Genomic DNA, 14,202 nt, shown 5'->3' on the forward strand with positions numbered 1-14,202 from the left:
AATAATTATTTATTAAAAATACAAAGTTATGTTTATAAATAATTTTTACAATCGAATTGATAAACTTATGAATGCAGTTTTATCTGATTTAATTATGAAAAAATCTTTATGAAACTGTAAATGAACTATTTATTTATAAAGTAGAAAGACTTAAAAGTTAGATAGAATTTGAAATAAAAAGTTTAATCTAATTTCGTAAACTGATTTTTTTGACACGATTGATCCCTTTTCGAATAATTACTTTTGATTCTACATTTCTTAAAGTATTGAATCAGATAGCATCAGTTGGCATACATTTTTCCTCGGTAGCTGCGCTCGCTTAATGTCGTTAAGTTAAGGAATTTTATTGTTGGATAATTGAATTAAGTATCTTGGATAAAATAAATAAGAGTAAAGCTGATTCTGTTTATAGAAAGGACTTTTTTCACACACATACCGTGTCCTGTCCCCTGACAGGGCACTCTTTCTTTAGCAATTAATCTTATCACTGACATATAGGATAAAGATATGATGAAGCAAAATTAACTCAATATATAGAAAGGTTGTAGCAGAAAAAAAATGTGGCCTGTCGGGAACAGACCACATAGCAGCCTTCACATGAATACATTGTTCATGTGAAAGCTTTTTTTATTTTTTCAAAAATTAATAAACAACCACCTTGGTATTTTTTAGATATTCTCCCTTTTCGGATAGAAGTGTCACTATGTAAATTCCTTGGCTCAGGTCAGAGATTTCAAAAGTCTGAGGTTTTTGACTTAGATCAAATTGGGTGTGTATTTTTCCTGTCAGGTCTTTTACTTCTATATATCCTTTCTGCCTTGGAGCTTTGATATTAATGATTCCTGAAGAAGGATTAGGAAAAATTAGAAAGTCCTGATCGAATGCCTGCAGGTTAGGCAAAGAGGCTGTTATCGGATAATTTACTCTATAGAGCAAAATATCTCCATCTGTACTTAGTATGGATATATCATGCCCACCAAGAAGGAGTAATTTCTGGTCGCTTTGAAAAAACATTTGATTAATATTTTCGCTGACAGTTGAAGATTCAAATAAATAAATACCGTTATCCTCAAACGTGTTATCGAAATTTCCTGATTTATCTAATCTTACCAGGGCAATATTGTATTTTGAATTGTATTCTGTAATGCCTCCTAATAATAGTTTGCCGTCTTTGATAAGAATTGTGGAGAATGAATCATGAAAGTCACTTAATTTAAAATTCAGCAGTCCATCGTCTGAGAAATTAGCATTCAAGGAACCATTGTCATTCAGGCTTATTACAGCCATTTGATCGAAGAAGTTGTCGCTATAGCTTCCGGCAATATAGATAGTGCCGTCTTCGTCTACTGCAAGATCTCTGAAATCATTAGTAACACCTTGTGGAATCAATACAATCCCGTTTTCGCCAAAGCTGTTATCCAAAGTCCCGTTGCTATTTATCCTTATTACAGCGCAATAATCTTTGTCTTTTGTGATCTGGCCTAAAAGCATGATCTGTCCGTTATCCCTGATAAACAATTTATTTAAATGATCACTATGGTCCGAATTAGTGATGATAAGTTTCCCAGTATTGTTGAATGAATTGTCAAAGGAACCGTCTTCATTCAGCTTAACAACTGCGATGTCAAAATCATATATATTAGGATCATACGAAATACCGGAAAGAAGCATTTTATTGTCCGGAAGCAATATAAAATCTTTCAATTGACTTCGGGGAGTGCCTGCAGAAATAAGTAACATGCCATCATCATCAAAAGAATTGTCCAACGAACCATCGCTATTTAATCTTGCAACTGCAAGATAGGTTTCAATTGTCGATTCTTTATCGCTGTCAAAACTGGCAGCCACCAGAATTTTGTGATCATCTCTTTCAGCTATTGAGAATGCACGGCTATATTCTGAGCCAAAAGGAATCGAGACTTTGCCGTTGCCTCCAAATGAAGGGTCTAAGGACCCATCTGATAAGAGCCGAAGTACTGTGGTAACACCGGTAGTATTTGAATGATTAGCAGTGGCGGCAATCAGGATTTTACCATCTTTCTGCTCACAAGAGGAAAATGTTTCATCATTCCGGTCTATATCAATAGTAACTTTACCATTAATCCCAAATCCATTATCGGGGATGATTTTCTGAGAATAAGAATTTGAAAATAAAAATAATGAGAAAGAAATAGTGGATAGTAAAAGTGTTTTCATAGCATAAGTATTTGGCATAAAGTACGTTGTGATAGTCCGGATTTCCAAATTTTATAAAGCATTTTCCAGATTTTACACCGTGTCCCCTGACAGGGCACTCTTTCTTTAGCAATTAATCTTATCACTGACAAATAGGATAAAAAATATGATGAAGAAAAATTAACTCATTATATAGAAAGGTTTTAGTAGAAGGAAAATTGTGGCCTGTCGGGGGACAGACCACGGAGCATATTAAATCTTTCCTTTATAAGTCCACCCTGAACCCTTCCAATGGATCTAACTGGCACTTGCTTATATCATGTATAGATAAGCACTTTTAACAAAATCAAAAATTTGTTAGATTAGTGGTAAAAGAAAAATATACGCCACATGGCGTATATTCAAATGTTGTGCGTTATCTTAAAAGACGAACCTAAAATGGCAAATGAAATTAAAATAGAAACCTTGCAATTGTTTTCCGTTTTAGACAGAAAACTGATAGAACTTTTAAAATCTCTAACAGCAGAAGAATGGGATAGCCAAACGGTTGCTAAACTTTGGAAGGTAAAAGACGTGGCTTCTCATTTACTTGACGGAAATTTAAGAGGATTATCTACGTCAAGAGATAGTTATTTTGGAGAAAAACCTGAAAATATACAATCTTATCAAGACCTTGTTGGTTTTCTAAATCAATTAAATATGTCTTGGACAAGTGCCACCAAAAGACTAAGTCCACAGGTAATTATCAAACTATTAGAAATTACAGGACAAGAATATACCGAACATTTAAAAACACTTAATCCGTTTGAAAATGCTATTTTTTCAGTGGCTTGGGCAGGACAAGAAACTTCGCCTAATTGGTTTCACATAGCGAGAGAATACACAGAAAAATTTTTACATCAACAACAAATTAGGGACGCAGTTGGCAGGCAAGGAATTATGACAAAGGAGTTTTTTTACCCATTTGTAGATACATTTATGTTTGCTTTCCCTCACACATTTAGGGATATTTCAGCAGAAAACGGAACAATAGTTTCCATTGAGGTAAGCACAGAACTTGGCGGAATTTGGAGTATTGTGAAAACAGACAAGGGTTGGGATTTAGACAAAAGTAAAAACCTTTACCCTACTTCTAAGATAGTCATTGACCCTGAAACAGTTTGGAAATTATTTTCAAAAAGTTGGAAACCTGAACAAGTTATAGACAAAGTTAAAATAATGGGAAACATTGACTTGGCAAAACAAGCCCTAAACATAGTTGCGGTAATGGCGTAACAAAAAAGACAAACGCACAACATCGTATTGGCAATAGTGGGGCTGACAGTTATAAACTCAATATTTGTAATTCTATTGGGCATTTATGCAAATGTTGGGCTGACGTTTTTCAAATGCCCCACCATCGCCAATACGTAGCCGTTATGTGCCATTTTATTTTGACAAATGAATTCAAGAATCATAGTCTTATTACTGCTGACAATTTCAAACCTAACTTGGGGACAAGGTAACGGACTTTATAAATTCATTGGAAAGAACGGCAGATACGGTTTCATAGACGAAGAGGGAAACGTTAAGGTTAAACCTGAATACCTCAGTGTTAATGACTTCAATGACGGACTAAGTTTCGTTTCAAAGAAAATTGTCAAGAAAGACTACAAATGGATTTGCATTGATACACTTGGAAGAAAAGTATTCGAAATAGACGACTTTCCAGAGACAGAATTTAGCGAAGGCTTCGCGAGAATTAGCGATGGTTTTGGACAGCACTTCTTTATTAACAAAAGAGGTGAAAAAGTCTTCAATAAGGTTTGGAAAGACGGTCAAGACAACTTCAAAAATGGAATTGCCTATGTTAGTGACATCCAATTTTCAAATTTCTATCCTATCGACACACAAGGAAATAGAATAGGTTCTGAGACTTATAACAGACACGGAGTATATCTAAAGCAGAATGATACAACGACTGTCAAGACAGCTGAAAAATTGTTGAGCTTTAAGCAGGACAGTCTTTGGGGGTTTAAGGATCTAAGCGGGAAAGTTGTTATCCAACCTAAATATTATCTGGTTGACAAATTTGAAAATGGACTATGTGCTGTTAGGCTTAACTACCAAGCATTTGATATTGCAGATTATTACCTAGACACAATAATAAATGAGAAAGGAGAAATTGTTAGTCAGCAACCTATGCATTGCTATTTAGGATTTCAAGGAGAACTCATTGAGTACTATGGAGGGTTTCATTTCAGTGGAGGTGTTCATTACCTTGACAAGCGAGGACAAAAAGTTATACTCAAAGAATAAAACGGTCACACAACAAATGTATAATCCATGGCGCTGATAAGGAGGACATTTTTCTATTTTTGCTCAGCGCCACGGCTTATGAACAGCTTCCTGAGTTGGTATTCGCGGGAAAGCTGAATTGGACCCCATGATAAAAGGAACAAGTTTAAAAGAAAAGTTTCTACTTCTTGCCATTAACCATGGCCAAGCTATTGCTATTGGTGATTATAAAAAAGCCAATAAAATTCATAAGAAAATCCAAGAGGTTTATAAATTGGCAAAGGAACAAGATCAAAGGAATATTTTTATTGATCTGATACATGAGCAAGATGAGAGTGTTAGACTTTGGGCTGCGACATTTGCATTGTCAATTTATCCTGATATTGCTGAAAAAGCACTTGTTGATTTAGTAAAATCAACAAGCATTATAGGGCTATCGGCTAAAACAACATTGCAGTTGTGGAAAGACGGAAAACTTGATTTAGTCTAATCCACACCATGGCCTGACTGGGGACAGACCACGGAGCGACTTTAGTTATTATTTTTTTGTTTGCTGTCCTGCGGTAATAATAGCCAGTTATTTCTTCTTTTATAAATTAACCTTATAATCCTTTAAAGCGTTTTGTCTCAGCTTTATTTTTTCCTGCTCTACCCATATATCTAATTGTTCCTTTATCAATTCCTGGTGCGCCAGCTCAATCAGATGAAGCGTCTCTTTATTATTTAAAATTTCCTGGCCTACCTTTTCCTGCTCCATACTGGCAATCAGAGTAAGGTGGTTGTTGAGTTTTTGATTTCTTAAGCTAATAGAAGAAATTTCATCAATTTCATAATCATATTCAATGGTTTTCAGGAGATGATCATAGGGGCCGAATGGAGACAATAATTTGGCAAAAATAGGGGCAATTTCTATGGCAATTAACAATAAAACAATGGCCAGCGACGGACCTAAAGGCAGCTCATTCAGCGCATTCAAACGCGCCATTAATCCGTTTGCAAAAGTAGTTTTCAGTTCTTCCTTGAATTTGACCTTGTCATTTTTCAGTGCTTGAACTTCCTGATTAATTAAACTGATACGACTATCATTCTGAGCTTTCAGTTCCTGGTATTCTTTGTCAGATTTTATGTATTTATCTTGTTTGCGCTTGCATTCGGAACCTACGCCTTTAGCGCCGGTACCGCAAGAACCTTCGCATTCGCACTTATAATCTGCATAATATTTTTCTCTTTGTTGATAACGTTTCTCCGTCTTAGCATTCAATAATTCTATGGCTTCTGACTTTGCTTTTATTTTTTGCTCATACAAAAGATCTATCTCTTCTGTTTTCTTCATTCCTGTATAATGCATTTGTTCATTTATCTCCTGCTCAAAAATTTTAAGCTCCAACGGTTTTGAAATGACAATGGCCAGGAATATAGCCAGCAATAATCTGGGAGTAACTTGTTTTAGTTGCCCGTATTTACCCTCGCTTTTTTTAATGGTAGAAACAATAAATCTATCGAGGTTAAAAACAAGACTACCCCAGAACAAACCCAATACAATAGCGAGAGCAATATTATTAAATACCGTATACAAGGCATATCCACCTGATAAAGAAGCCAGCACTCCGGTAAAAAAAACAGTTGCACCGATGCTTGCATATTTATTATGCTCTGAGGCAGGACAACGCTGAAGAATATTTTTGTCTGCAGCCGAACAAAATATAAAAAAATCTTGCAATGGACTAAAGAGAATCTTTGGTGTTTCTTCTGTTTGATTTAGGTTGCTCATAATATGATTGTATTGATTGAATAGCTTTAATTATCCCCATTCTAGGAGAATATTTCTCTTTTAAAAAATTAAATAGACCTTCCTTTAAAGTTTTAAAGTTAATTCCCTCACTGTAGTAGGAACGTTCCTTAAATATTTTTTTTCTAAGATTAAGGTACTCTTGCTTTTTGAATGCAGGAAAATGTTCTGTTTTTTCATTCAGCAGAAGTGGAATAGAAATTGAATACTTATATGTTTCAAGAGGGATAACTGATATTAAATTTTCTTTAAGCAATGGGATAGGAAATACCAGGATTTGAATTTTCCTGTTAAAGGTCTTGTTAAAGATCAACGCTTTTATTTCTATTTGAAGCGAGGAGGATGGAATAAAAGTGTATTCTCCTACCGTTTCTGATTTGTCAAAAGGGATAATTTTCACTTCCGTAGCTTTGGGTAAATTCCATGTCAGCTTTACCTGATTCCCTTTAGATACGCCATATACATGTGGATGAAGATCCGAATTTACCAGACTGTTGTATTGCATCGTCCCTTCACTGATGTACCCTATATCATAAGTAATTTCGGGATCAGCTTCCGAAACTCTTACCTGTATTGCTTTAAATTGAAATTGATGATTATTTGAAGCGCCAATTTTAATGATAGTATCTTGTTCTAGTTTGATTTTTTTTCTACCATAAGCTTCTACCTCTCCAAGTCCCTGGACAATAACCTTGAAGGCACCATCCACTTCCCAGTTCACCTCTACAGTGTCACCTTTCAATATTAAGGGTTCAGATACGTTAATTCTTATTTTTATATCTCTTCCTATTAAGTAAGGTGTGCCATCTTGTCTTTTTCTTTGAAAATCAATTAGAGCATTTTGAAAAACAAGAGTATCTTGATCTGTTTCATGAATGGGCTGACCCTCTTCAGTAGCATAATAAATAAATTCTCTGAAATCGATCAGACACTTCCAGTTTTTTGTAGTTGTATTGTTTTTTATTAAAAATACACTTCCACCCTTATTAATCAGTTCGCAGCATTTGTTATATAGGAAGGGATTTTCTTTTAAAATTAATTTATTCTCCACATCCAGGAACAGCTCGAGTGCTATTCGTTTTTCAACCAGGCTGATGCAGGAAATTAATATATCGCTGGTGATCAGATTTTCCAGGTGAATCATTAAGGCATGCTCAGCCTTTTTTATCTCCTCTATCAGTGTCTGATTTTTATCTTTCATTTGCCTAAAACAAAACTAAAACTTTGTTAATATACAAAAAGACTAACGAAAATCTTCTTAACTTTTTACATTTCAATATGCATTAATAAAAGTTGAATGGATGAATTTGGATAAGTGTTGCAGTGGTGCATATACCGGCCGGGGAGATGAGAAAAAGAGCAACAGTTTGAGCAAGAGCAAGAGATAAAAGCGACTCGTTATTATTTATTGTAGCACTTTTGAAAAGGTTCCTTCTGGTGCATACACCATAGCCGTCAACTTAGTGATGAGACAAGTAAAAAAAATAGTTTTCCCTGCTATATAAAAGAGAAGTAATAATAGAAAAAGAGAGCAACAGTAACAAAATATTCCAGCAATAGTCTTGCTGTTGCTCAAACTGTTGCTAATTTACTTTAATTAAGAATTATGTAATTCTAAACTTGCTTAAGTTGACGGCTATAGTGCAGACATCGGCCGGGAGGAGAGGACAATATGTTTCTACTTCCTTATTAAGCATTCTGTCGTTCTAACCATTTTAAAATTGATTGGGTAGTTTCTTCTGGCTTTTCCTGTTGAATCCAATGACCACAATCCAGACTAACAATATCCAAATTAGGAACAATATTCTTTAGGTTTTCAGACTTTGGAATCGTGTCCCGTTCACCATATATCATAAGAGTCGGCTGATGAATGATTGGGGTTACGTCCGCCATTAGGTGCCAGTTTCTATCAAGGTTTCTGTACCAATTTATACTTCCTGTAAACCCTGATGTTTCAAAGGCAGAAACAAACACAGACAGCTCGTTGTCTTCCATTAAGGGTTCCCCCAGTGGTTTTTCTGCTCTGGCAAGATTTATCATTAACATTCCTGGATCTGGTGGAGTGGGAGGTACGTTTTTGCGGAATATGTTACGAAGGAACTGGGATGTATTTTCATTCATTATAGCATCTGCTACTCCTGATTGTCGATTGAAGTGAACAAAATAAAAATCTCCTCCAAATATTGCTTCCATAAACTCAATCCATGGCTTTTCTCCACGCTCTTGATAAGGCAAAGCCAAGTTTATTATTTTATTCACCCGTTCAGGATGCAATAGTGCCAGACTCCAAACGACATTTGCACCCCAATCGTGACCAACAAAAGTGGCATCTTCATATCCAAAGAAATCGAGCAGTGCGACTAGGTCACCTGTCAAGTGTTCAATGTCGTATTCAGTTACTTCGGTCGGACTGGATGAGTTGCCATAACCTCTCTGGTTTGGAATGATAACGTGATAGCCAGCTGCAACAAGTACTGGCACCTGATGACGCCAAGAAAAAGCATGTTCCGGAAAGCCGTGACATAGTATTATAGGTCTTCCAGCATTTTGTTTACCTGCTTCAAAGATTTCCAGCTCCACACCATTGACTGAAATAAGAGTGGGTTCGGGAAAATTGGTTGAGTTAAAAATTGAATTAATTTCGTTTGTCATTTTTATTCTTTTAAAGATTAATTAATGATGCAAACTTATATCTGCAAAGTGACAGCCTTATGTCAGGAGGGGTACATTTCTTCAGAATGGCTGCATTACAAACCGCAAGTCAATAGACTTGCTCTTATTTGTGGATTGAAGTCAACAGACTTCAACCAGAGGGATATTAATTTCTCTCTAACACAAATTGCACGCTTTACAAAAGCGTGCCGTCCTTCTGAGTTTTTATTCGCGGGAAAACTGGTTTAGTTATTCTTTTTAATTTGAGGAAATACAAATCCTAGTGAAAACTCTATCCTTAGATTAGCCAGAACACTGGTAAAACCTTTTCTATGGTAGGCAGGAATGTCGGTAAGTGTCGCGGAATATGTATTAGCGCCATATCCTGCAAGTATCTCCAACTTAAATGCTTTTGGAAGCATTTTATAACCTAAATGGAAACCATAATCAAACATTCTAAAGTTTCCTTTTTCATTTATTACAGGACCTTTTTGTTGTTCCTGATAGAATTTTTCTTTTAAAGGTCTGTATCTTGTATGAAGTCCACAAAAAAATCCGGCAGGTGCATTTCTTCCTTTAGTAAATGGATAATATCTCCCTTGTAACATATTTCCCAAACCAGTAAGACTATATTTCTCATATAGAGATTTGGTACTAATCATAAAATCAGAGCTATAGCCTTCTCCAAGGTAATACTCTCCATACTCAAGGGTTGCAACAGCTGAAAAATGTTTATTAAAAGACCTTTCATAAGATATTCTTCCTACTGTGACATTAGGAAAACGTGAAGGAAAACCAAGGATATCTACCATTATCGCATTCTGCTGGGAATAAGATGATAATGAATAAAAGTTAAATAAAAAGAGCAGTGAGAATAATTTGTGTAGTTTCATATTAAAAATTCGATCTTTAAATTTACATAAAATAAAATATTATTTTACGTTTCCGGTTGAGATATTTTTCCTTCGCCGAAAATTGTGGCCTATCGGGGGACAGGCCATGGAGCTGGATTTTCATCATCTTTTTACACGATACAAGGTAGAGTATAGGCAGAATTAAAGTTTTTTTATCTTAGAATTTTCCTTTAAGCTATTCCACTATATAAATCAAATACTTGTTTAACTTGATCGATAGTGAAAAGTATAAGATGGATATAGACCAGATAGGATGTTTTAGTTTAGTATTATTTGTATTTTAGCACACATAAACCAAAATCAGATGTGAATTAAACCTTCATGTCATTAATACAAATTCAGATATGAAAAGACGTAATCTTATTTCCCCGATACACCTGCTGTCAGGTCTATTTTTTGTTGTATTCCTGATATCCTGCGGTAAAAAAGACGGCGCCCCGGGTCCTGTAGGTCCTGCTGGCCCAGTTGGTCCCGCTGGTCCTGCTGGCCCTGCTGGACCCAAAGGTGATGCAGGCTCCTCTAGCGATGTGATTTATTCCGATTGGCTTGATGTAACATTTCAACCCGATACCATGAAGACTGCAGGTGGTGATATAGATACGCTGGGCTTCTATGCAGCTATTGACGTACCTAAACTCACCTCGACGCTGTTAAATACCGCAGATGTAAAAGTATATATCAACACTAACGATGCAAGTGATCCTGTAATTTATCCGTTGCCTTATACTGGGAAATCTGGTCTTTACATAGAAGTCTCGGCTTACACACAGACGATTCAGTTGTATTCCAATTCGGACGTTGGTACCTTTTCTGCCCAAGGTAAGAAGTATCAACAATACCGGTACATGATTGTGCCCGGCAATATCCAAGCGAGATTAGAGGCTCTGGTTAACTGGTCAGATTATGCTAGTGTAAAAGCGTATCTTAAGTTAAAAGACTAAAATGAAGCAGGGAGCTCATAGGTAAATGTGCTACCCGCTTGTACCCCTGCTAAAAAGGAGCAGACCAATTTCTTATATTAATAGGAGGATATTAAACGGTTTTTTAAAGTTAATACTTTAAATATCAGTATAGAATATCTTCCAGGAAATAATATGTCGCAGTGAAGGAGGGAACAAGCGGGGAGGAGTGGAGTAGCATTTTGGTTCTTGGGATATAGACATTGTCAATGTGGGTTCTTCATTCATTACTTGTTTTATAAATGACCTTTCTATTACCACAGGTTCGGTTCCTTCTGCTTTCTGTAGGGGAGATAAAATAAAAGTACCATTTACTTCCAGAGGTATTCCCGCAGGAAGTAATTTAATGGTAGAAATGAGTGATGCCTCAGGAGATTTTGCCAATAGCATCACTATTGGAACTGGTAAAAGTCCTTTCATATTATGTACCATACCTTCAAGTGTATCACCAGGATCAGATTTCAGGCTAAGAGTAAAATGCGATAGCATGAATGTTGTTGGTGCCGATAATGGATTGAATCTCACAGTGAGCGCAAGTTGTCTGGTTTTAGATACATTGTTACCTTATCCTAATGAATATGGCGTAGATGCAGCTGCCAATATTGTAGCTATATATACTGCCCCGCTTGAGTCTGCCACTATCAACTCTACTAATATAAAAGTATTTGGAAATTCTTCAGGCATGGTTTCAGGAAGTGGAGTATTTTCAGTACTGGGAATGGATTCTATAATTTATGATCCGGTTAATAATTTTTTTCCAGGCGAATCTGTTTCTGTTACAATAAAAAAAGAAATAAAAGGTATCGGCGACAAACCTTTGGTAAGGCCATATGTATTCGACTTTAGAGTAGGAACAACCCCTTCTTCCGGGATTTTTGAAATAAAGGAAATTATATCTACATCTTCAAATGTTGCAGTATCTGATATGACTCATGGCGATCTGGATAATGATGGGGATGTAGATATGGTTTTTGCTGAATATACTACCAACCAAATAGCTGTAGGATTTAATAATAATGGACTATTTGAGTCGTATGCCTATTTTGCTACTGGAGAATCTCCGGAAGTTATTAAACTTGCCGATCTGGATGGTGATTCTGATTTGGATATAGTAACGGCTAATCATAGTGGAGATCATTTATCTGTGTTAAAGAATAATGGTTCCGGTTCATTTTCTTCAGCAATGAGAATTAGGACGTATTATGTTCCAGATGATTTATGCATTGCAGATTTTGATGGCGATGGGGATCTTGACATTGCAACTAATAATTCCATTGTAAAGAATGATGGAGCTGGAAATTTAACTTATTACCAGCAATTACCTGTTAATAATGCTCTTTCTATTAGTTCAGCAGACATTGATGCTGATGGAGACATGGATCTCGTTGCAGGAACAACTTCAGGAGTCTCTATCTTGCTGAATGATGGTGATGCTGATTTTAGATTCTTAAAGAATAGCAATACAGATCTTTATATTCGTAAAATCTATCAGGCAGATTTTAATTTGGATGGGAGAATAGATTTTGCAGCACTAAATACAAATTCTAATAAAATTTCAATTCTAATTAATCAGGGTAATTACGAATTCTCTACACAGAATATATTAGCTACTATAGAAAAGACTGGTTTAGCAGATATCGATGGAGACAAAGATATTGATCTTGTATTTGCTACAGACGCTAGTATATTTATCACTAAAAATGATGGGAAAGGAGCATTTTCTGAAATCCAAAAAATTTATATCGGAGCAGGCTCTTATTCAATGACACTTTTTGATCTTGATGGTGATAAAGATATTGACATTGCTACTGCGAACCCATGGAGATTTACGACTTTTGTTAATGGACCTTCTGTTTCGAATATAAATAGCTCATTTAATAATGAATTAGTCAAAATCTATCCGAATCCTGTCTCGGATGTTCTTTATGTTGACACAAAAACAACCCCTGATATGTTAATCTTATTCAACATGCAAGGTGTGGAAGCTGTTCGTGAGATGCAAGCTACTAAGATCAATACTAAAGGATTAGAGCAAGGTGTTTATATACTTAAAATAGTAAGTGGAGACGTTACTCTTATTAGAAAAGTAAACATACAACATTAGCGAACAATAAATTTTATTCAGTCAGATTTCCTATATGAATATGAGCATTAGTTTTTCATTTATATAGGAAATTTGATTACAAATTATTTAGATCTCCCTTTATTCCTTATTCTTCGGTTCATACTTATGAAAATATTACCTGCCCCACGTCCGGGGCAGACACTGGACGGGGAGGAGGCACACCGCGCGCTAGCTGAGCAGCAGTTTTTGTGATGTCAGAAAGATAATTATATTGCACTTCTATGAATTGGAAAAAAAATAGATTCATCTTAGGGTTTGTTATCATGTTATTTTATGGATCGCTTTTGTTACATTCTTACAATCACTTCTTAAAAATCTATAAAAATCATATTGAGGTCGAAGTGGAAGTGCTGGTGAAAAAGTCTTTTCCCAAAAATAGCCACTATTTGAATTTTGAGTATAATCATAAACCCTATAGTGTAAACACAAGTGACAAACTATTTTATACCGTTCAAGAAGGGGATATGGTCATCTTATATTACAATAAAAACTTTGATGAATTTATCGATCCTAATATACGGCATGTACCTCAATTGTTAGGAGTTGCTTTTTTCTATTTGTTGGCTGTTTTTTGTTTGTATAAATTTATATCATACCACTCTTAATGTGTCTTCAGAAGACTATGCTATGTTGGCACTTGATTATATAGAGTGCAATCATTGATAGAGGCGTTATGTTTAGAAATTAAAGATACCTATTGAATAAAGCACATTCGCATTTATAATGCTCGTGGCAGCTGGGTAGTATATAATCTTTATTAAGACAGTAAACGGCGTAGATGTTACATTGCAATTCCACTTTCTGAGTATAATATATTTTTGGTATCTTTGGAATGCGAACACTTTACCCAAAAAATCAGAGAAGACAGAGACATTGGCAACGAAGAAAATATTCGGAATCATTTTTATAGCAATTGCATTCATTTTGACCCTTTCAATCCTAGTAACACCTTCTCTATTTGGAGCAGTTATGGGCTTTTTAAAAATATTTACAGGCCATTTAGACAGTTATCATATAGGGCACGCAATTGGAACTTTACTTTTTGAAATTTTCTATATATTCATAACAATAACACTTTGGATTATCGGAATACGTTGGACTAAACAACAAACCAGGAATTGATGTCTGATTGGCATGCCATAAAAAATGCGCCAGCAGCTGGAGAGAGTGTTTAAGAGTTAGTGGTTTTAAGGTTATCTTGAATTTTAAATTGTCTGGTTTTATAACCACAAGTCAATAGACTTGCTCTCATTTGTGGACAGAAGTCAGAAGACTTCAGCCAGAGTTGGATACAAGCCATGTTTAAAGCCA

General features: G+C 35.6%; 11 protein-coding genes. 6 read left to right on the top strand and 5 right to left on the bottom strand.

Annotation, left to right across the window (positions count from 1 at the left end; genetic code table 11):
* Positions 1 to 642: 642 nt before the first annotated feature.
* On the bottom strand, positions 643 to 2,196 hold the full coding sequence (locus J7604_RS20430) for a T9SS type A sorting domain-containing protein (protein ID WP_293899994.1): 1,554 nt from the start codon (positions 2,194 to 2,196) through the stop codon (positions 643 to 645).
* Between the two features lie 369 nt (positions 2,197 to 2,565).
* Here J7604_RS20430 and J7604_RS20435 point away from each other — a divergent pair, with 369 nt between their 5' ends.
* The 3 genes from J7604_RS20435 to J7604_RS20445 all read left to right on the top strand — a co-directional run bounded on the left by J7604_RS20435 (position 2,566) and on the right by J7604_RS20445 (position 4,942).
* A complete protein-coding gene (locus tag J7604_RS20435; RefSeq protein ID WP_293899997.1) occupies positions 2,566 to 3,450 on the top strand; it encodes a maleylpyruvate isomerase N-terminal domain-containing protein in 885 nt (294 codons plus the stop codon).
* A 165-nt stretch (positions 3,451 to 3,615) separates the two neighbouring features.
* Positions 3,616 to 4,473: a WG repeat-containing protein gene (locus J7604_RS20440; protein WP_293900000.1), complete on the top strand. Its 858-nt coding sequence runs from the start codon at positions 3,616 to 3,618 to the stop codon at positions 4,471 to 4,473.
* A gap of 127 nt (positions 4,474 to 4,600) precedes the next feature.
* A complete protein-coding gene (locus J7604_RS20445) occupies positions 4,601 to 4,942 on the top strand; it encodes a DUF2019 domain-containing protein (protein ID WP_293900003.1) in 342 nt (113 codons plus the stop codon).
* Between the two features lie 99 nt (positions 4,943 to 5,041).
* On the opposite strand, the gene J7604_RS20450 is transcribed toward J7604_RS20445, so the two are convergent.
* The 3 genes from J7604_RS20450 to J7604_RS20460 all read right to left on the bottom strand — a co-directional run bounded on the left by J7604_RS20450 (position 5,042) and on the right by J7604_RS20460 (position 8,893).
* Complete coding sequence (locus tag J7604_RS20450) at positions 5,042 to 6,223, bottom strand: DUF4407 domain-containing protein (protein WP_293900006.1); 1,182 nt, start codon at positions 6,221 to 6,223, stop codon at positions 5,042 to 5,044.
* Complete coding sequence (locus tag J7604_RS20455; RefSeq protein WP_293900009.1) at positions 6,177 to 7,442, bottom strand: hypothetical protein; 1,266 nt, start codon at positions 7,440 to 7,442, stop codon at positions 6,177 to 6,179. Before J7604_RS20455 ends, J7604_RS20450 begins: the two co-directional genes overlap by 47 nt.
* A gap of 488 nt (positions 7,443 to 7,930) precedes the next feature.
* Positions 7,931 to 8,893: an alpha/beta hydrolase gene (locus tag J7604_RS20460; protein WP_293900012.1), complete on the bottom strand. Its 963-nt coding sequence runs from the start codon at positions 8,891 to 8,893 to the stop codon at positions 7,931 to 7,933.
* 24 nt (positions 8,894 to 8,917) lie between these two features.
* On the opposite strand from J7604_RS20460, the gene J7604_RS20465 reads away from it, so the two are divergent.
* A complete protein-coding gene (locus J7604_RS20465) occupies positions 8,918 to 9,142 on the top strand; it encodes a hypothetical protein (RefSeq protein WP_293900014.1) in 225 nt (74 codons plus the stop codon).
* On the opposite strand, the gene J7604_RS20470 is transcribed toward J7604_RS20465, so the two are convergent.
* Positions 9,139 to 9,786 (bottom strand): hypothetical protein, encoded by a 648-nt coding sequence (locus J7604_RS20470; RefSeq protein WP_293900017.1) that lies wholly within the window; start codon positions 9,784 to 9,786, stop codon positions 9,139 to 9,141. The genes J7604_RS20465 and J7604_RS20470 overlap by 4 nt on opposite strands.
* Before the next feature lie 365 nt (positions 9,787 to 10,151).
* Here J7604_RS20470 and J7604_RS20475 point away from each other — a divergent pair, with 365 nt between their 5' ends.
* Positions 10,152 to 10,748: a hypothetical protein gene (locus J7604_RS20475; RefSeq protein WP_293900020.1), complete on the top strand. Its 597-nt coding sequence runs from the start codon at positions 10,152 to 10,154 to the stop codon at positions 10,746 to 10,748.
* Positions 10,749 to 10,977: 229 nt separating this feature from the next.
* Entirely contained in the window at positions 10,978 to 12,870 is a 1,893-nt protein-coding gene (locus J7604_RS20480; RefSeq protein WP_293900023.1) for a T9SS type A sorting domain-containing protein, read from the top strand.
* The last annotated feature ends 1,332 nt before the right edge of the window (positions 12,871 to 14,202 follow it).

The sequence above is a fragment of the Sporocytophaga sp. genome (assembly GCF_017745095.1).
GTDB lineage: Bacteria > Bacteroidota > Bacteroidia > Cytophagales > Cytophagaceae > Sporocytophaga.

Coding starts and splice junctions, on each gene's coding strand:
- J7604_RS20475 (WP_293900020.1), top strand. CDS start 10,152: ATGAAAAGACGTAATCTTATTTCCCCGATACACCTGCTGTCAGGTCTA.
- J7604_RS20435 (WP_293899997.1), top strand. CDS start 2,566: ATGGCGTATATTCAAATGTTGTGCGTTATCTTAAAAGACGAACCTAAA.
- J7604_RS20450 (WP_293900006.1), bottom strand. CDS start 6,223: ATGAGCAACCTAAATCAAACAGAAGAAACACCAAAGATTCTCTTTAGT.
- J7604_RS20455 (WP_293900009.1), bottom strand. CDS start 7,442: ATGAAAGATAAAAATCAGACACTGATAGAGGAGATAAAAAAGGCTGAG.
- J7604_RS20470 (WP_293900017.1), bottom strand. CDS start 9,786: ATGAAACTACACAAATTATTCTCACTGCTCTTTTTATTTAACTTTTAT.
- J7604_RS20465 (WP_293900014.1), top strand. CDS start 8,918: ATGATGCAAACTTATATCTGCAAAGTGACAGCCTTATGTCAGGAGGGG.
- J7604_RS20430 (WP_293899994.1), bottom strand. CDS start 2,196: ATGAAAACACTTTTACTATCCACTATTTCTTTCTCATTATTTTTATTT.
- J7604_RS20440 (WP_293900000.1), top strand. CDS start 3,616: ATGAATTCAAGAATCATAGTCTTATTACTGCTGACAATTTCAAACCTA.
- J7604_RS20460 (WP_293900012.1), bottom strand. CDS start 8,893: ATGACAAACGAAATTAATTCAATTTTTAACTCAACCAATTTTCCCGAA.
- J7604_RS20445 (WP_293900003.1), top strand. CDS start 4,601: ATGATAAAAGGAACAAGTTTAAAAGAAAAGTTTCTACTTCTTGCCATT.